The organism is Candidatus Laterigemmans baculatus (genome assembly GCF_010367455.1).
Taxonomy (GTDB): domain Bacteria; phylum Planctomycetota; class Planctomycetia; order Pirellulales; family Pirellulaceae; genus Laterigemmans; species Laterigemmans baculatus.
Genome location: NZ_WRPR01000045.1, coordinates 18,257 through 37,905, shown reverse-complemented (window position 1 = coordinate 37,905; position 19,649 = coordinate 18,257). Strand labels below are relative to the sequence as shown.

Here is a 19,649-nt window from a genome sequence, read left to right as displayed (position 1 = left end):
GATGAATGCCCGAAAACGACGGTTGTATCGACTCCGACCTCTCCATCGATTCGGACCTCTTTAGGGATTTTGCGTCATGCCTCGCGGAAAGACTTTCGACAACGCTGCTCGCGCCATTGGCGACACGCCGATGATTCGCATCAACCGCTTGCTTCCCGAGGGTGGCGCAACGGTGTTTGCGAAGTGCGAATTCTTCCAGCCGCTCAACAGCGTCAAAGACCGGATCGGCGTGGCGATGATCGAGGCCGGCGAGCGGGACGGCAAAGTCGACGCGAAGACCCACATCATCGAGCCCACCAGCGGCAACACGGGAATCGCCCTCGCGTTCGTATGCGCGGCGAAGCGTTATCAATTGACCCTAACGATGCCCGAATCGATGTCGGTCGAGCGACGCGCCCTGCTCCGGGCGATGGGAGCCAACCTCGTGCTCACTCCGGCCGCCGAGGGGATGAATGGAGCGATCCGGCGGGCTCAGGAATTGGTCGACGAAATCGACAACTCGTTCATGCCCCAGCAGTTCGAGAACCCGGCCAACCCGGCGATTCACGAAGCCACGACCGGCCCGGAAATTTGGGAGGACAGTGGCCACGACATCGATGCGATCGTCGCTGGCGTCGGCACCGGTGGCACGATCACCGGCGTGGCTCGCTACCTCAAGAAGATGAATCCCAACTTCAAAGCGATCGCCGTCGAACCCAAACACTCCGCGGTGATCAGCGGTAGTGCACCGGGCAAGCACCGCATTCAGGGGATCGGTGCGGGCTTTATTCCCAAGAACCTCGATACCTCGTTGCTCGACGACGTGATCCAAGTCGAGGACGAAGACGCCTTCAGCTGGGGCCGCCGGTTGGCCGCCGAGGAGGGAATCGTGGCGGGCATCAGCAGCGGTGCGAACATGTGGGCCGCCGCTCAAGTCGCCGCGCGACCGGAGATGAAGGGCAAGCGGATCGTGACGATCATGTGCTCGCTCGGCGAACGCTACCTAAGCACGCCGCTGTTCGCGGATCTGGCGCTGTAGCGTCAGCCGATCGCTCTACCACTGCAGAAAGCGGCGGATCAGTTCCGTTCCGGGAGCGGTCAAAAAGCTCTCGGGATGGAACTGCCAGCCTTCGAGTTTTTGCGTTCGGTGGCGGACTCCCATGATCTGCCGCTCGCCCCCGGTGTCGGTCCAGGCGCTGACGATCAGGTCCTCCGGCACAGTCGTCGGATCGATCACCAAGCTGTGGTACCGCGTGGCCACGAAGGGGCGATGGATTCCGGCAAACAGACCCTGATCGTCGTGGTCGATCGCATCGGTCTTGCCGTGCATCAACTGCGGGGCGCGAATGATCCGCGCCCCGAGCGCCTGGCCGATCGATTGATGCCCCAGGCAGACGCCGAGGACCGGGATCTGTCCGGCGAAGGCGTGGACGCAGTCGACGCTGACCCCGGCTTCGGTCGGCGTGCATGGCCCGGGAGAGATGATCAGCCGCTCGGGCTGGAGCGCGGCGACCGCATCGACCGACATCTCGTCATTGCGAACCACCCGCACCTCGATCGCCCCATCGATCTCGCCCATCCGCTGGACCAGGTTGTAGGTGAATGAATCGTAGTTATCGATCACGACGACCATCGGTTCCTCAGCAGGCGAAGGTTTGGGTTCAGCGGGGCGGGGGCTTGGACTGAGCGGGGCACAAAGTGACGCGGTGCAGAGCGGAAAGGCCGCTTCACTCTACCCCGTACGCAGCCTCGCTTCGAGGCGTTTGCCGGTTCAAATCGCGACCCGAATCACAATCGTCGGCAAACGCTCTTTAGTCGGGGTCGCTCGAGGCGGTATAATCCCAGCCAGCGACCCAGCAGCGTCACGAACTCCCTTGCGAAACTGGCATACTCGGCCGCGGGATTCGTTTTTTCGCTCGCCAGCGTGGGCCGCGGGACTAATCTGAACTTTGAGCGAATCGTCTCCGTTCCCGCTCGGATAGGGAACGAGCTCAAACGCTTCGACGACATAATACGCAGGAATTGCTCACGTGCTTTCGGTACGTCCACGAGTCGCCGAGTTAGCTTTCCACCTGCTTGGCAGGTCGCTTCACCCGGAGCTGTACGCGATCCACAAGACGCGACGGATCCAACGCAGCGGCTATGAAGCGAAGCTGGATATCACCAACTCCGGACACGTCATCACGTGGTGCGGGGCGGGTCAGATCCTGACCGAAGTGGCCGCCTCGGCGCGACAGCCGTTGCCGGCTCGCCGCCAACTGCTCTCGCACCGGATCATGGGCCAGCGCCGCGAGCAGCACGAGTGTCGCGGCGGAGCGACCTACCGGACCGAGTTCCAACTCGAATCGGTCGCCCCGGAACTGTTTTGGAACTTCCAGGAACAACTCTTCGGCGGTCCCGCTCCCGAAGGACTCGCCCATCGCTTCGACGCCAGCGGACGATTGGCCCTGGGAGCGTTCAGCTACATCCATGTCGACACCCGGGCCAGCTCGATGATGGTCCAGGCGATCCACACGTTTCCCGACGACTATGCGATCGTCAAAGTCGAGTCGGTGTTCACGCTGCCCAAGAAGCCGTTTGGCTCCTGACCCGTCGCGCGGCCGCTGAGCCATCGGCAGGCGCGAGAACAGCCCTCTGCACCGAGCTGCTTGGAACGTGAGTTGCAAGGTTCGATCGGACTTCCGCGGGATTGTTTTCCCCACCTAGTTTCCTTCGAACAGGGCTCAATAACATGACTCAGCAAAACCGCTCTCGCACCTCGCGCCGCCTTCGCATCGTCGCACTCAGCACCTCGCTCGGACTCCTCGGCGGCGTCGCGGGCGCTCAAGACATCGGCGACGCCATCCGGGGTGGGATCGACGCCCAGATTGAAGCCGGACAGCGCGGCAATCTGAATCCCACCCAGCGGGGTATTGGCGAAGCGGTGCGAGGCGCGCTCCAGGGCGAAAGCGCCGGAGACGCTCTCCGCCGAGGCGTGGGTGAGGCCGCTCGATCGGCCACCGAAACTCCCCAACAGACCCTCCGCCGCGACCAGTACGACGCCTACCAAGATCGCTTCGGCTCCGACTACCAAGGCCGCCAACTCTTCGATTCCCAGGGCCAGCCTCTCTACGACGCCCAGGGCCGCCCGCTCTACGACAACCGGATTCGCAGCCAGCAGCAGTTCGAGACCCAGCAGCAGTTCCGCACCCAGCAGGGGATCGCTGGCCAGACCCGTGCGCGAGCCCGGCTCGGAATCGCGATGGGGCAAGCCGCTGAGGGAGTCGCGATCCAGGACGTGATGCAGGGAACTGCGGCCGCCAGCGCTGGACTCCGTCCCGGTGACGTGATCGTCAGCGTCGATGGTCGCCAAGTCTCCGACCCCAACCAAATCTCCACGTGGATCCGCCAGCGTTCGCCGGGCGAGCAGGTCGGCTTGGTGGTGATTCGTGACGGTGAGCGGCAGACGATCAACGCCACTCTCACCGGCTACGAGGCGAGCGACCGTCAGCGGATGGCTCGCCCGGCCCTCGAAGGGGAAGCCGGTGACCTTCGCCAGCAAGTCCAGCAGCTTCAGGAAGAGGTCCGTCAACTTCGCCAGGAGCTCGAGCAGATGAAAGGCGTCCAGGGCTCGGTCGACGCCGAAGCAGCGGCAACCGGTGAGGCGGAAGCCGGAGCTACCCGTACCGACAGCGATCTGAACCTCGACGCTGAGGCTGACACCCGGACCCCGCCGAGCCGCCCCGTTCCTGGTGACACCGAAGCGGACGCGGATGCGAACCTCGACGCCGACGCGGATCTCGATCTCGATGCCGGCGCAGCCGATGCGGACGCCGGTGCGGACCTGGATGCCGGTGCGGATTTGGACGCCGATGCGGCTGGTGCCGATTTGGACCTCGACGCTGGAGCCGCGGGTGCTGCCACGCAGCGGTAACGGGCTACCGCGATTCGGCTAACTGTCCACGAGCCGTTTCGACACACATCGATACTCTGAAGCCACGGCCCCGGCCGTGGCTTTTTTCGTTGACTGCCCCCACTCGCCAAGCCCAGGGCCCGCTCGCCAAGCTCAGGCCCCGCTCGCCAAGCTCAGGCCCCGCTCTCCGAGGGAAGGCTCCGTAATGCCCCTGCCCAATGCTCCGCCCCAAAACCGACCGCCGCCCCGGAACGGGCGGGCGGTAGGTGAAGCGGCGGACTGCTTGCGGATCGACCAGACGCTTGTCCGACATTGCCATCCGGTATGATGAACTCCGTGAGCGAGCACCGCTTTTGGAGACTAGGGATGGCAGAACCGGTTTTCCGTACGGGCCGACTTCGACGATGGTGGGCGATCGCAGGCCTGATTGGCATGGTCAGCCTCGCGGCAGCCGAAACCAACAGCGGCCGCCTCCACGCCTCCGAGTGGAGCGACGCCGTCGACCTCTATCACCGCGGTGACTACGAAGCCTCAGCCGCTAGGGCTTCCGCGGCAATCGACGGGGGAACCTGGAATTCCGACTGGTCGCAGTTGCTGATTCGCAACCATTTGGCGACGGGGAAGTACGAGCAGGCGGTCGAGGTTTACGAGACAGCCGAGCGGAGATACACCGACGACCTCCCCCTGCGGTTGCTCGCCGCCGAAGCGTACCGCTCTGCCGGTCAGAGCGAGCGGGCGAACATCGTCACGGAGCAGATTTTTGAGCTGCTGCGGCGGGCGCCGGGTCGATACACGGGAAGCGAAAACCTGGTCGCCGCTGGTCGGTACTTCGCCAGTCGCGGCGAGGATGCTCGCAAAATTTTGGAGTTGTTCTACGATCGCGTCCGCCGCGCCGACCCGAACTACTCCGACGTCCATGTCGCGACGGCCGAACTCGCGCTTGCGAAACACGACTACGCGGTTGCTGCGGAGTCGCTGGCGCGGGCCGCGGAGCTCGATCCGGGCGATCCGCAGATCGCGTATCTCACCGCCCGCGCCTGGTCGCCGAGTGATGCGAAACGGGCTGACGCCGCGCTTCGGCGGGCCCTCGACCTTAATCCGCGGCACGTCCCCAGCCTGCTGATGCAAGCGAACGAGTGGATCGACCGGGAACGTTATGATCAAGCCGAGGAATCGCTCGACCGCGTCGAGCAAGTCAACCCTCGCCAGCCGCTGCTGTGGGCCTACCGCGCCGTTCTGGCCCATCTGCGGGGCGATGCGGATGCGGAAGCGGAGATGCGGGACAAGGCGCTGGCGACTTGGAAAGACAATCCCGAAGTCGACTATGTGATCGGTCGCGAGCTGTCACGGAAGTATCGCTTCGCCGAAGGAGCCGCTGCACAGCGCCGCGCCCTCAAGTTCGACCCCACGCATACCGAAGCCCGCTTTCAACTCGCCCAGGATCTCCTGCGACTGGGCGACGACGAGAAAGGATGGAAGCTGGCCGAACAGGTGAGCCAGGAGGATGCTTACAACGTCGTCGCCTACAACCTGATGACGTTGCACGATGAGCTGGAAACATACACCATCCTTCGCCGCGGCAACCTGCTGGTCCGCATGCAGGCCCAGGAGGCGAGCGTCTATGGCGAAGAGGTCCTCGACCTGTTGGAAGAAGCCTCGGAGGTCCTTTGCGCCAAGTACGATGTCACTCCAGACGGCCCCGTGGTCGTGGAAATTTTTCCGCGGCAGCAGGATTTCGCGATCCGCACCTTCGGCCTTCCCGGAGGCGACGGTTTTCTCGGCGTCTGTTTTGGCAGGGTCATCACCGCCAACAGTCCGCAGTCGCAAGGTCAGAATCCGTCGAATTGGAAATCGGTCCTGTGGCATGAATTCTGTCACGCTGTGACGCTGGAAAAAACCAACAACCGCATGCCTCGCTGGTTGAGTGAAGGGATCTCGGTTTACGAAGAGCGGCAACGCGATCCGGTTTGGGGGCAGCGAATGACCCCCACCTTTCGACGCATGTTGCTCGGCGAAGACCTGGTGCCGATCAGCCGCTTATCGGGCGCGTTTCTGGAACCCAAAACACCGGCCCACCTGCAGTTGGCCTACTACCAGTCGTCGCTCGCCGTCGAGCATCTGATCGAACGCTATGGGATGCCGGCGCTCCAGCGAATCCTGGTTGATTTGGGCGTCGGGATGCCGATCAACGAAACTTTGGAGCGCCACACGGGTTCACTCAAAACACTGGACGAAGAGTACACGGTTTTCGTCCGGCAACGGGCCCAAGCCTTTGGCGAGCAACTGGACTGGACCGACGAAGGGCTTCCCGAGCGAGGTGATGTAGCAGTTTGGGAGGCGTGGCTCGAGAAACACCCCAACAACTACTGGGGCCTGCGCGGCAAGGCGACCGCGCTGCTCGAGGAACGTCAATTTGAGAAAGCGGAAACGGTGCTCGAGCGGATTCGGGAGCTCCTTTCCCACGACGTGGCCCCCGAAGGAACGCTGGAAGATCTAGCGGCGCTGGCGCGAGAGATCGGCGACGTTGACCGCGAACTCGAACTGCTCAAGGAACTGGCCGATGCCCGAGCCGACGGGTTTCAAGACTTGATTCGTTTGATGGAGTTGGAAGCGGAGCGGGAACAGTGGGACGCGGTTGCGGGGCACGCGGAGAAAGCGCTCGCGCTCAATCCGCTGTTGCCCGATGCCCATCGTTTCGCGGCTCGAGCGGCGGCCGAAACCGATGCGGCCGAGCGAGCCGTCCGCCCACTGCAAGTGCTGGCCACGATGGATCCGGTCGATCCGGCCGGGGTGCATTTCCAGCTAGCCGAAGCTCTCACGGCGGCCGGAGATCGGGATGGAGCGAAACGGCAGGTGCTGATGGCGCTCGAAGAAGCCCCAAGATACCGCCGCGCCCAGCAGTTGCTGTTGGAGTTGACGAGCGAGAAGAAGTAGCCGTCCGAGCCTTCCCTGCCCCTCGAATCTTTTGCACGAGGAATCTTGCCCATGCGTCCGACTTGGTTTGCCGCCATCGGCATCGTGGCGATTGTCGTCCTGGACGCAAGCGACGCCACGGCTCAACGAGGTTATTGGGGGCGTGGCGGCGGACGTGAGATGGGCCGCCGCGGCGTCCCCACCTGGGAGATCGATGAACGCTTCGCCGGCGACACGTTTACTTTCGCCCGCGTCAAATACGATTCCTATGGGTATCGTGACAAATGGCAAACCGACTATCCCGACAGCGATCTCAATTTCTCGCTCCGGCTCCAGCAGTTGACTTCGCTCAAAGTCAACCCAAACCCCGTCATCGTTGAACTCACCGATCCCAAGCTTTTTGATTATCCGTTTCTGTACATGATCGAACCGGGGGCGATCACGCTCAGCGACGAGGAAGTCGTTGCGCTGCGGCGGTATTTGACCAGCGGTGGTTTCTTAATGGTCGACGATTTTTGGGGCGACCACGAATATGTGGCGCTCGAGAATGAATTGAAACGGGTTTTCCCGAATCGCCGCGCCGAAGAGGTTCCGCTCACGCATGAAATTTTCCACTGCGTCTATGACCTCAAAGAGAAGCCCCAAGTCCCCAGCATCCACGCCGCCGGTCGAGGGCGGGGTGGGCGACATCAAAGTTGGGAGTATCGCCCTGGCAGCGATACCAGCCGTGCGATCTATCGTGCAATCGAAGATGATGAAGGTCGGATCATGGTCTTCATCTGCCACAACACCGATCTTGGAGACGGCTGGGAACGGGAGGGTGAGAACAAATGGTATTTTGAGGAGTTCTCGGTCAAAAGAGCCTACCCCATGGGAATTAACATCGTGACCTATGCGATGACACACTGATGATTCGCTGTGACGGGGGGAGAACAAGGAACACTGACACCCTCCCCCGGGAGGGTCGACTTTTTGAGCCGTAGGCGCTAGCCTCGGGCCTTCGCGAGCCCCGGGACTTCCGGGGTAGAACCCGCGGCTAGCGCCGTCGACTCAGGGTTTTCTGACAAAACTTTAACCCTCTTCCGCCTCATTAATATTCTGCAAGAGGATGCTTTATGTCCGCTTCGGTCGACGATGCCACGGCAGACCCTGCCCTCGAGTCGCAGGTGGTCGAGCAGATTCGCACGGGTCGTGAGGCGATCCTCCGCGAGCTCAACAAAACAATCGTCGGCCAGAGCGAAATCATTGAGCAGTTGCTGATTTCACTGCTTGCCGGCGGGCACTGTTTAATTACTGGAGCCCCGGGGCTCGCCAAAACATTGCTCGTCCGCAGCGTCGCGCAGGTCTTCCACTTGAAGTTCGCGCGGATCCAGTTCACCCCCGATCTAATGCCCGCCGACATCACCGGGACGGAGATTCTCGAGGAGTCGGCGGATGGACGCCGGCAGATGAAATTCGTCCGCGGCCCGATCTTCGCCAACGTCATTTTGGCGGATGAGATTAACCGCACGCCTCCCAAGACCCAGGCCGCGCTGCTCGAAGCGATGCAGGAGCATCAGGTCACTGCCGCGGGCGAGCGGTACGCCCTGGAGGAACCGTTCTTCGTCTTGGCGACTCAGAACCCGATCGAGATGGAAGGCACCTATCCGCTGCCGGAGGCCCAGCTCGACCGCTTCATGTTCAACGTGTTGATCGATTACTTGCCGCACGCTGACGAGCTCGAGGTGGTGTTGCAGACGACGCAAACGCGTCCCGAGCCGATTCGACCTTTGTTCAGCGGCGACGATGTGCTCCGCTTCCACGACGTGGTGCGCCGCGTCCCGATCGCCCGCGAAGTGGCCGATTATGCGGTTCGGCTCGTTGCCGGCAGCCGCCCAGGACGCGCTGGCGCGCCCGATTTCGTGAACGAGTGGGTCAGCTGGGGAGCCGGACTCCGGGCTGCGCAAACGCTGGTCATTGGCGGCAAGGCTCGGGCCCTGCTGCGGGGCGAATCGCACGTCGGGTTCGACGACATCCAAGCCCTCGCCCACCCGACGCTCCGCCACCGCATCCTTCTGGGTTACAAAGCGGACGCCGAAGGCATCACGACCGAGCAGTTGATCGGACGGTTGATTGAGTCGGTCCCCCACACCTTGCGTTAGTCGAATTTCGCGATGGCATCCACGTTCGTCGATCCGGCCGCTCTGATGCGAATCCGTAATCTGCAGTTGCGCGCTCGGCACGTCGTGGACGGGTTTTATAACGGCTTGCACCGTAGTCCCTACCATGGATTCTCGGTCGAATTCAGCCAGTATCGACCCTACTCGGTGGGCGATGATCCGCGGCAGTTGGACTGGAAGCTTTTTGCCCGCTCTGACCGCTATCACATCAAACAATTTGAAGACGAAACCAGCCGTCGCTGCTATCTGCTGGTCGATCAAAGTCGCTCCATGGACTACACGACCTTGGCATATTCAAAAGCGGACTATGCCAGGACGGTCGCGGCGAGCCTCGGCTACTATCTCACATTGCAGCGCGACAGCGTGGGGCTGCTGACCTTTGGCGACGAGGTGCTCCAGTTTCTCCCGGCGCGTCACCGCCCCGGGCACTTCCGCAGGTTTTTGGGAGCCTTGGAACGTTCGAGTGATGGAACTCGCACCGACCTGCAAAAGCCGCTCGAACAGATCGCGGCGGTGGTTCGCCGCCGCGGGTTGGTGATTCTGATCTCGGACCTGTTGGCCCCAATTGATTCGCTCAAAAAGCATCTCTCCCATTTGATCGGTCGCGGGCACGAGGTGCTCGTGCTACGAATTCTCGATCCGGGCGAGATCGTGCTGAGCCTCAGCGGGCCGACAATGGTCCGCGACCTGGAATCGGGCCGCGACGTCTATATCGATCCGCACACCGCGATCGACCGCTACCAACAACGGTTTGCGGAGCACGAACGGCAAGTCCAGTCGGCCTGCGACGCTTTGGGCGTGATCTTTTCGACCTTGCCGAGTGATCGGCCAGTTGACCAGGCGCTGTTTGACTTGCTCAACATGACGGTTCGCCGCAATAGCCGGAGGGGGCGACGGTGAGCGTTCTCGCACCTCTCTTCCTGCTCGGTGGACTGGCGGTTGCGTTGCCGGTCATCTTCCACTTGATCCGCCGCCAGCCGCAGGGGCAGATCCCTTTCAGCTCCTTGATGTTTCTCGAGGCGAGCCCGCCGCGACTCAGCCGCCGCAGCCGGATCGATAACTGGTTGCTGTTGCTGCTCCGAGGGCTGGCCGTGTTGCTGATCGCAATCGCCTTTGCTCGTCCCTTCCTCCGCGGTTCGGCGGCTGAAGTGGGAACAGCCGTGGAGGAGTACCGGGTCGTGTTGATCGACCGCAGCGCGAGCATGCACCGCGGCGATCTTTGGCAACGCGCCGTCGACGCGGCGATCGCCCAGGCGGAAGAGCTCGAGCCCACCACGCGAGCCGCCTGGCTCACCTTCGACACGCGGATCGACGTGCTCCGCGATTTCGCTTCCCCGGCAGCGGGCGATGCCAGTGCAGCGGGCGATGCCAGTGCAGCGGGCGATGCCGTTTGGGCGGGCGGGGAGAGGGGGGATGTGGTCGGCGAAGTGCGAGCAGCGCTCGAGGGACTCGAGCCCTCGTGGCGGGGCGGCGAGCTCGGAGCGGCGTTGGCCGCCGCGGCGGAGCGGGTCGACGAGGCGGCTCGGCGATCGGACCAGACCGATGTGGCGCGGACGATCGTCGTGATTAGCGACATGCAGGCGGGCAGCTCGCTGTCCGCCCTCCACGGTTACCAGTGGCCCGAGTCGACGCGGGTTCAGCTGGAAACGCTCGAGCTGCCCGACTCCTCCAACGCCACGATCGCTGCCGCCGAGCCCGCAGCACTGCAGGACGGAAGCGGAAGCACCGCGGCGGCCGGCTCCGAGAACGGGTTTCGCATCTCGATCAGCAATGCTGCCGATTCCACGGTGGGGCAATTCACCGCCCGCTGGATCGACGCCGAGGGAGCACCGCTCGGAGACACGGTCGTCTCGCTGTCCGTGCCGCCAGGGACGAATCGCGCAAGCCGCCTGCGCGCCCCGCCAGTGAATGCCCATGCGATCGAACTGGTCGGCGATGATCACTCGTTCGACAATCGCCGCTTCGTGACGGTTCCCGAGCCGATCGAGCAGCGTGTGTTGTTCGTGGGCCCGGAAGTCGAGGATCCGCGGGAGAGCTTGCTGTACTACCTGCAGCGAGTCTCGCTCGATCGCCCCGGCAGCTCGGTCTCCGTCGAACGGCGCGACCCGACCGCACCACTCGCTACGCCCAACAGCCAGTCCGGAAGCGCGGAGGAGCTGACCCCCACGGAAGTTCCCTTGATCGCGGTCGCCGCAGCCCCCGCGACTGCCCGACTCGCGGAACTGAAGAGCTACCTCGACGGCGGCGGCCGAGTCCTGCTGGTCATCGATTCGGCGGCGGCCCAGGATCCGGCGGTCGAGCAAGCCGCACAGACGTTGAGCGGTGACAGCTCGCTGCGGATCGAACCGAAGGAGATCGACGATTACGCGCTGCTGACGCAGATCGATTTCCAACACCGACTGTTCGCACCGCTGGCCGATCCCCGGTTCAGCGATTTTGCCAAAATCCAATTCTGGTCGCATCAGGAAGTTCGCCTCGCGGCGCCCGAAGCCTGGCGAACGCTAGCCCGCTTCGATGATGGCTCGGCCGCACTCCTCGAGCGGAGCGTGGGGAGCGGCAAACTTTGGCTGCTGGCCGCGGGCTGGCAACCGACCGAAAGCCAGTTGGCGCTGTCGACGAAGTTCGTACCGATCATTGCGGGCATGGCTCGCGATGCCCAGCGCGAGGAGCTCACCGCCACGGCGACAGTCGGTCAACCCTGGACGCTTCCGGCCAGTGAGACCGCGGAGATCATCGCTCCCGATGGCCGCCGGATCGCGTACCGCACGCCCACCGATGCTCAGACGCTCGACGCTCCTGGAATTTACCGCTACCGCGACGGGACGGACGAGCAGGCCGTCGCGGTCAACCTCGCGGCGGCTGAAAGCCAGACCGAGCCGATGGACCGCTCGATGCTCGAACAGCTCGGCGTCCAATTCATCGATCAAGAGCAAGTCGAACGGCAAGCGCAAGTCGAGCGTCAGGCAGAGGACGCGGAACTCGAACGAAGCCAGCAGTGGTGGCGAGTGCTGTTGCTCGCCGGGCTGGCGATGATCGGCCTCGAGACGCTGCTCAGCAGTCGCACCCGCGCGGCCCGCGGCGGCCAAGCGTCCGCGGAGGTTCAATCGACAAGGAGGCCCGCTCATGACTAACCGCCCCCCACACGATCGCCCGCTCCCACACGAGCGCAGCCCGTCTCCAGTTCGCAGCCCAGCAGCCGATCGCAGCCCAGCAGCCGATCGGGGGCCAGCAGCCGATCGGGGGCCAGCAGCCGATCGGGGGCCAGCAGCCGATCGGGGGCCGATTGCCGATCGGCGACTCGAGGATCGCATCGGCCAAGTCGCTCAGCGGTTTCGCCAACTGCGGTTCCTGCGAGTGGCGACGCTCCTCAGTTGGTTGGCCTTGGCGGCGATTGTCGGCAGCTGGCTCTTCACCGGGGGGCTTCCGCTGAGCGGTCTCGAGAGCTTAATCCTGGTCATCGGAATCGCAGTTTCGGTCGTGCTCGTCTCCGGGATCGCGACTGCCTTTTCCGAGCGCGACCTTCGCTCCGTTGCGGCGAGGATCGAGCGGGCCCATCCGAGTTTGCGGGCGACGTTGCTGACGGCCATCGACCAGCGTCCGACGGGTCCGCGCGGGTTCACTTTTCTGCAGCAGCGGGTCGTCGACCGCGCGGTCGCCCATGCGGCCGCCGGCCAGTGGAATGAAACGGTTCCTTCGAATCGCTTGGCCCGGCGGCGGTGTCTGCTCGTTTTCTCCTGGCTTTGTCTGACTGTCGTCGCATTCGCTGCTCGAGATACGTCGCCCCCCAATCTCGTGGCGGAGGTTCCGTTGGAGCTCGCGGCGCCGCAGGGGGCGGTCGAGGTGCTGCCCGGGGACATCGAACTCGAAAGGGGAGCGAGCCTGGTCGTCTCGGCACGTTTCGCCGGAGAGGCACCGCCGAGCGACGTGGTGATGGTTCGGCACTGGCCGCACGCCGGGGGCGACTCGCCGGAGCCGGAAGAGCGAGTCGCCATGAAGCGCAATCTCGATGACTTCCGCTTCGGAGGCTACTTCGCGGCGGTCGATCGCGACTTCCTGTACCACGTCGAATCGGCCACCGTCCGCAGCCGCGACTTTCGTGTTCGTGTCTTCGAGTACCCGCAGCTGGTCCGCGGCGATGCCGTGCTCACTCCTCCGGCCTACACGTCGGAAGAACCGAAAACGATCGAAAACACGCTTCGGGTGACGGCCGTCGAAGGGACCGAGCTGAGCTGGCGAATTCACGTCAATAAGCCGCTCGCGAGCGCTCGGCTGATTCCGGAAGACGACGGCGAACCGCCGCTGGAGCTGAAGCCCACCGACGACACGGCAACCGTGTGGCAGACGACGCTGGTGCTGAGCGAAACGCAGCGCTGGCGGCTGGAACTTCGCGACGAGGCGGAGCGGCAAAACAAGTTCCCACCGCAGTTCGTCGCCCGCGTGCTGCCGAATCTCCCGGCGGAACTGAAGCTGGTCACGGCTACCGATGCTACGGTTTCGCCGATCGAAGAGTTGCCGGTTGCTGCGTCGGTCAAAGACGACTTCGGCATCCACCGCATCGGGCTGAGTTACGCCTTCGGGACCGAAGAGCCGCAGGAGATCGAACTGGCCAGCACGGCGAACGGGGCCAACGAAACCAGCGGGGGCAACGAAACCAGCGGGGCCAACGCAACCAGCGGGGGCAACGGCCAGCGAGAGAACCAGGTCACGCACCTGCTCGATTTTGAAGAACTCGAGGCCGAAGCCGACCAGCTGCTGAGCTATCACTTTTGGGCCGAAGATACGGGGCCGGACGGTCAGCTGCGGCGGACCACCAGCGACATCTTCTTCGCCGAAGTCCGCCCCTTCGAACAGATCTTCCGCGAAGGGGAATCGCCACCGGGTGGCGCTCCATCCCAACAGCAGCAACAACAGGCTCAGCAGGCCGATGAGTTGGCCGAGCTCCAAAAGCAGATCACCACGGCCGTTTGGAATCTGATCCGCCGGGCGGATGTCAGCGGCGCCAGTGACGCCAGTGAACCCAGTGACGATCGCTCGCTGCAGAGCCGGTTTCTCAAAGACGCCGAAACGATCCGCGACTCGCAGCAAGCGGCGATCGAACAATTTGCGGAGCTCGCCGATGCGCTTCCTCCGAATGCCTCGCCCGAATTGGTCGAAGCGGTCGCCCACTCCATGCAGGAAGCGGCGGCCGAACTCTCGACCGCAATTCAGGAACGCTCGCAAGAGCCGCTGCCACCCGCGCTGGTCGCGGCCCGAGGCGCTTACCAGGGACTGCTTCGCCTGCGAGCACGCGAGTTCAACGTCTCCCGTTCATCCCAGTCGCAGGGAGGCGGAGGCGGCGGTGATGGCGGCAAGCTGCAACAGCAGTTGGACCAATTGGAGCTGAAGAACGATTCGAGCCGCTACGAAACCGAACGGACCGCGCAGGAGCAACCCACGGCGGGCGACCAGCAGGCGAACGAAATCCTCAGCCAGCTGCGCGACTTGGCTCGGCGGCAGAGCGATCTGAACCAACAACTCCGCGACGCCGAGCTGGCACTTCAGCAAGCGGCCGATGAAGCGGAACGCGAAGCGGCGCGTCGCCAACTGCAGCGACTCCGCGAACAGCAACAGGAGTTGTTGGAAGACGCCGACGCGCTCGCCTCGGAGATGAATCGCTCGGAGGCGAGCCAAGCCGAGGCGGCCGATCGGATGGAACAGATCCGCGAGAATCTTCGCGAAGCCGAGCAGGCGCTCCGCCAAGACCGGCCAGCCGACGCCCTGGCCGCAGGCGCGCGGGCCGAGCGAAGTTTGGAAGAAACGCGTGATGAGTTCAAGAAAGAGACGTCCGCGGCACTCAACGAAACGATGCGGCAGATGCGGTCCGAAGCGGACGAACTGGCCCAGCAGCAGAAGGCGATCGAAGCACAATTGCGTGAGCTGGAGACTCCCTCCCCAGCGGCCGGACTCCGCGCTCCCGACAATGGCCGCGAGGAACTCGCCGATCGCTTGCAAACTCAAGCTGAGCAGGCGGCGGAGCTGCTGGACAAAATCCGCCAAACCGTCCGCGACGCCGAAGAGAGCGAACCACTGCTGGCGAATCAGTTGTACGAAGCTCAGCGAGAAGCTCAGCAGGGAGATCTCGATCCCCAGCTGCGGATGGCCGCCGATCTACTCCGCCGCGGCTTCGACCCCCAGGCTCAACAGTTGAGCGAGATGGCCGGAGACCAGATCGAGCGGCTCGCCACGGACATCGATCAAGCCGCCCAAAGCGTTCTCGGCGATCCCACCGAAGCTCTCGCCCGCGCCACCCAAGAGCTCGACGCCCTCGAGCGGCAGCTGGCCGCCGAAAATCCTGCCCCCCAAGCCGATCAGCCGCCCAATGGCGATCAGCCGCCCAATGGCGATCAGCCCTCCAGCGAGCGGCCAACGAACCAGGGGCAACCCGGCGCGTCGAACCCCGGCGAATCCAACCCCGGGGAGTCCAACCCCGGGGAACCGGCCACCGGCGAACAGCCGCCAAGTGAAGGTCAGCAGCCCGCTGAAGGGCAGCAGCCAGGTGAAGGGCAGCAGCCAGGTGAAGGGCAACAACCGGGACAGGGCCAGCAACCAGGACAGGGCCAACAACCGGGACAGGGCCAACAGCCGGGTCAAGCGCCGAGTTCCGGTGGTGGTGAAGCCGAACCGCAGCCGGGCTCGCCGGCCGCTGGCGGTCTCCGTAGCGAGGGTGGCGGCAACGCTGCCGGCGGGTTGCTCGCAGGCGACTGGACCGAGGCGCTCGGTGGTTCGCCAGCTGGGGAACCAGCGGGTGGGCCCGTCGGCCCGCGGCCGATCACCGGCGATGGGTTCCGGGAGTGGAGCGACAGTCTCCGCGAGGTGGAGGAAATGCTTGAGGATCCTGAGCTGCGGTCACGGGCGGCGGGAATTCGCGATCGGGCTCGCGAGATGCGTCGCCAAGTGAAGCGGCATGCCAGCGAGCCGCAGTGGTCGGAAATCGAAGAGATGATTGCCGAGCCGCTCCGTCAGCTTCGCACCGATGTTTCCGCCGAGCTCCTCCGACGCTCGGCCGAGCGGCATGCGGTGGTGCCGATCGATCGCGATCCGGTTCCAGAAGCTTTCACCGATGCGGTCCGCAAGTACTACGAACAATTGGGAACCGGCCGTTGAACTTCGATACGTTTTTCCTCGGAGCACCCCGCTGGGTTTTGCCGGCGGCGGCCATCGCCGCCGTACTATTGCTCGCTGTCCTCTGGAACTATTTGCGTGGCGGATGGAGCGGTTGGCGAGCTCTCGCGGCGACGCTGAAAATCGTCGCCATCGCAACGTTGGTGGTGACGCTGGTCGAACCGCGGGGGCGAGCCGAACGACCGATCCCCCGCGAGAACCTCCTCCCGATCGTGGTCGATACGAGCCGCAGCATGACGCTGCGAAATTCGCAGAACTCGCAGAGTTTCGCCGACCGGGTGCATCAAGCCTTTGAGGGCGGAAGCGGCTGGGGTCCCAGTTCGCGACCGACCGAGCAACTGGAACAGATTTTCGACGTCCGCCGCTACGCATTCGATGCTCGGCTCCGCGGCAGTCACGACTTCGCCTCGCTCACCTTCGACGGAGAAGCGTCGAATTTGCGAACCGCTCTGGAGACCCTCGGAGATCGCTTCAAGGGTCGTCCGGTCGCCGGGCTGCTGCTGGCCAGCGATGGCAACTGGACCGACGCGGCCGCGGCCGATTGGTCGCAGCTCGGGTTTCCTGTGTACCCGGTCCGCGATACGGCGGCGGAGCGGCTTCGCGACTTGCGAATTGCCGACGTCTCGGTCAGCCAAACCGACTTTGAAACCGCCCCGGTCACGATCGACGTCTCGCTCGAGAAGGTCGATCTGCCTGATGAGCCGATCAGCGTTCGCCTGCTCGCGGAAGATGGCACGCTGGTCGAGGAAAAATCATTCGCCGACGAAGCGACCGAGAGCGAAGCGGGACCTGCGGGGTTGCCGCTCCGCTTCCGCTTTCGTCCGGAGACCGCTGGCGTCTCGTTCTATCGCGTGGAATGTTTTCTGGAGCGGGAGCGGAAGCGTTTCGAAGCGGGCGAGTCCCGGGTCGAATCGACGCTCGAAAACAATCGACGCTGGGTGGCGGTCCACCGGCGGCGGGGGCCCTACAGCGTGCTGTACGTCGGCGGGCGGCCCAACTGGGAGTTCAAGTTTCTCCGCCGCGCGATCGACGCCGACGCCGAAGTGCGGTTGTTGGGGCTGTTGAGGATCGCCCGCAAGCAACCAAAATTCAGCTTTCGCGATGCTTCGCTCGGATCGACCAACCCGTTGTTCGCGGGGCTTGGCGGGGACGAGGAAGAAGCGGCCGAACAATTGGACGAGCCAGTTCTACTGCGGCTGGGGGTCACGGACGCGCAGGAATTGGTTGAGGGTTTTCCGTCGGATCCCGATGCCCTGTTCCCCTTCTCAGCAATCATTCTGGATGACGTCGAAGCGGACTTTTTTACGCAGGATCAGCTGTTGTTGCTGCGCCGCTTCGTCAGCAATCGTGGCGGTGCGCTGTTGATGCTCGGGGGGCAGGAAGCGCTCGAGCGGGGAGGTTACGCCGACTCGCCGCTCGGTGAACTGGCACCGGTGTATCTCTCGCGGGGGACTCGCTCGGCGGCCGAATTCGATGGTCCCTCGGGGCCCTACCGCGTCGAGCTGACTCGCGAGGGTTTGTTGCAACCATTCCTGCGGCTGCGGAGCACCGAAGCGGCCGAGGCGGCGCGGCTGAGCCTGCTGCCGCCGCTGTCGGTGCTGAACTCGGCCGAACAGGTCAAGCCGGGAGCGATGGTGCTGGCGGTCGCCCGCGACTCGGTTGGTGCTCCTCAGCCCGCGTTCGTCTCTCAGCCTTTCGGCAACGGAAAAACAGCCGCTTTGCTGCTAGGTGACCTGTGGCGATGGTCGCTCCGCGCGCCGGTCCGGGAGCCGGAAGATCGCGAGGACGCTTCGCAGGCGCCCGATGACGATCCGGCCCAAACTTGGCGTCAGATGGTGCGGTGGTTGGTCAACGATGTGCCGTCCCGAGTCGAAGCGAGGATCGAACCGGCAACCCCGCCCGGAACGATCCGCGTTGCGGTGGAGGTCCGCGACCCCAGCTTCACGCCGCTCGACGGGGCCACCGTGTCGCTACGGATCGAGACTCCCGATCAACCGAAGCTCGAAGTCACCGCTGTGCCGAGCCCCGAGGAAGCCGGAGTCTATACGGCAGCGATCTGGCCCCGAACCGCCGGCGGCTACCGCGTCACAGCCACCGCGACGGCTGCCGATGGGAGCGAGATCGGCACTGCCGAAACGGATTGGGCACACGATGCGGCAGGGGACGAATTCGAGCGGCTCGGCGCGAACCTCGATCTGCTCGAAGAGATCGCCCGCGAGTCGGGAGGTCGCGTCGTGCCGCTGGAAGAGCTTGACGAATTTGCCAGCTCCCTCGACGGCGAGCGGGTGCCCGTGAAGGAAACGTGGGCGTTTCCCCTCTGGCACCGGCCGTGGGTGATGACGCTGGCAATCCTCTGCTTGTGTGGCGAATGGGGAATTCGGCGTTGGAAAGGGATGCCGTGAAGCAGCTTATCTTTGCCCGCACGTGGGTCGCGGTATTCCGGCATGTGGCACTCGCGTTTTGCGCGAGCGGGTGGCTGCTAGGACCGGTGAGCGTTTCCCACGCCCAATCCGAGGTCGACGTGGTGATCGTCGTCGGTGCCGGGGGCACGGACGAATATGCTGCCGCATTCTCCGAGTGGGCCGAGCGATGGGAGAAGGTTGCCACCGAAGCCCAAGCCAACGTGACGCGGATCGGGCCGGTGGTGAGCAGGGAGTCTGAGAGTGTTGACTCCGAGAGTACTGAGTCTGAGAGTACTGAGTCTGAGAGTACTGAGTCCGGTGAAGCTGCGCCGGCGGATCGTGAGCTGCTGCTGGAGTCGCTCGAGCAACTGAAAGCCGACAGCGGTCAGGCTCCACTGTGGCTGGTCCTGATCGGGCACGGGACTTTCCAGCAAGAGCAAGCGAAGTTCAATCTCCGCGGTCCCGATCTCTCGGCCGCGGAATTCGCCAAGGTGCTTGAGGGCGCGGCGCGGCCCCTGGTGATCGTCAATGCGGCGTCCTCGAGCGGTCCGTTCCTCGCCGCGCTCTCGGGGGAAAACCGAGTCGTGGTGACCGCCACGCGTTCGGGTGAAGAGCAGAATTTCGCTCGCTTCGGCGACTATCTTTCCCGCGCGATCGGCGATCGCTCGGCCGATCTCGATCACGACGCCAGCGTCTCGATTTTGGAGGCTTTTCTCGCAGCCTCGCATCAAACGCAGCAGTTCTACGAGCGGGAGGGGCGTTTGGCCACCGAGCACGCGTTGCTCGACGACAACGGCGATGGGAAAGGGACGCCGGCCGACTTTTTCCGCGGGATGCGCGTCGTCGGTCAACCCGCTGGAGAAGCCGAGCCGGATGGCCCGTTCGCCGCGGGGTTGTCGTTGCTGGCAACCGAGGAGGAGCTAGCGCTCACGGCGGAACAGCGCGAGCGCATCGCCGAAATTGAACAGAGTGTTCGGGAGCTGCGCGGCCGCAAATCGGAACTGGACGAAGACGCCTACTACGCCGAACTCGAACCGTTAATGGTCGAGCTGGCAAAGTTGTGCGAGCAAGGGGATCAGCCGCAGCAGTGAGCCCCACGAAAAGACACCCTCCCCCCAGGAGGGTCGGGCTCTCAGGCCCGGG

The 19,649-nt window shown here is 64.1% G+C and carries 12 protein-coding genes; 11 read left to right on the top strand and 1 reads right to left on the bottom strand.

Going from position 1 to position 19,649, the window contains the following annotated elements:
• Positions 1-76: 76 nt before the first annotated feature.
• Positions 77-1,018 (top strand): cysteine synthase A, encoded by a 942-nt coding sequence (gene cysK, locus GNK13_RS10365; protein ID WP_164102449.1) that lies wholly within the window; start codon positions 77-79, stop codon positions 1,016-1,018.
• Between the two features lie 15 nt (positions 1,019-1,033).
• On the opposite strand, the gene GNK13_RS10360 is transcribed toward cysK, so the two are convergent.
• On the bottom strand, positions 1,034-1,612 hold the full coding sequence (locus GNK13_RS10360; RefSeq protein WP_164102448.1) for an anthranilate synthase component II: 579 nt from the start codon (positions 1,610-1,612) through the stop codon (positions 1,034-1,036).
• A 397-nt stretch (positions 1,613-2,009) separates the two neighbouring features.
• Between GNK13_RS10360 and GNK13_RS10355 the strand changes: the two genes are divergently transcribed.
• The 10 genes from GNK13_RS10355 to GNK13_RS10310 all read left to right on the top strand — a co-directional run bounded on the left by GNK13_RS10355 (position 2,010) and on the right by GNK13_RS10310 (position 19,597).
• A complete protein-coding gene (locus tag GNK13_RS10355) occupies positions 2,010-2,567 on the top strand; it encodes a DUF2617 family protein (protein ID WP_164102447.1) in 558 nt (185 codons plus the stop codon).
• A 143-nt stretch (positions 2,568-2,710) separates the two neighbouring features.
• Positions 2,711-3,892, top strand: a complete 1,182-nt coding sequence (locus tag GNK13_RS10350) for a PDZ domain-containing protein (protein ID WP_164102446.1) — start codon at positions 2,711-2,713, stop codon at positions 3,890-3,892.
• A gap of 345 nt (positions 3,893-4,237) precedes the next feature.
• The gene (locus GNK13_RS10345; protein ID WP_235935029.1) at positions 4,238-6,805 is read left to right on the top strand and encodes a peptidase MA family metallohydrolase; all 2,568 of its coding nucleotides are present in this window, start codon (positions 4,238-4,240) and stop codon (positions 6,803-6,805) included.
• Between the two features lie 51 nt (positions 6,806-6,856).
• Positions 6,857-7,693 carry a DUF4159 domain-containing protein gene (locus GNK13_RS10340; RefSeq protein ID WP_164102445.1) on the top strand — a complete coding sequence of 279 codons (837 nt, stop codon included), beginning with the start codon at positions 6,857-6,859 and terminating at the stop codon, positions 7,691-7,693.
• A gap of 206 nt (positions 7,694-7,899) precedes the next feature.
• Positions 7,900-8,925, top strand: coding sequence for an AAA family ATPase (locus tag GNK13_RS10335; protein ID WP_164102444.1), 1,026 nt, complete (start codon positions 7,900-7,902; stop codon positions 8,923-8,925).
• A gap of 12 nt (positions 8,926-8,937) precedes the next feature.
• Positions 8,938-9,843, top strand: a complete 906-nt coding sequence (locus GNK13_RS10330) for a DUF58 domain-containing protein (protein WP_164102443.1) — start codon at positions 8,938-8,940, stop codon at positions 9,841-9,843.
• Entirely contained in the window at positions 9,840-12,074 is a 2,235-nt protein-coding gene (locus tag GNK13_RS10325; protein WP_164102442.1) for a BatA domain-containing protein, read from the top strand. Before GNK13_RS10330 ends, GNK13_RS10325 begins: the two co-directional genes overlap by 4 nt.
• Positions 12,067-16,086 carry a DUF4175 family protein gene (locus tag GNK13_RS10320; RefSeq protein WP_164102441.1) on the top strand — a complete coding sequence of 1,340 codons (4,020 nt, stop codon included), beginning with the start codon at positions 12,067-12,069 and terminating at the stop codon, positions 16,084-16,086. The genes GNK13_RS10325 and GNK13_RS10320 overlap by 8 nt, the downstream gene beginning before the upstream one ends.
• A complete protein-coding gene (locus GNK13_RS10315) occupies positions 16,083-18,506 on the top strand; it encodes a hypothetical protein (protein ID WP_235935028.1) in 2,424 nt (807 codons plus the stop codon). Before GNK13_RS10320 ends, GNK13_RS10315 begins: the two co-directional genes overlap by 4 nt.
• Entirely contained in the window at positions 18,503-19,597 is a 1,095-nt protein-coding gene (locus GNK13_RS10310; RefSeq protein WP_164102440.1) for a DUF3500 domain-containing protein, read from the top strand. The genes GNK13_RS10315 and GNK13_RS10310 overlap by 4 nt, the downstream gene beginning before the upstream one ends.
• Positions 19,598-19,649 lie beyond the last annotated feature (52 nt).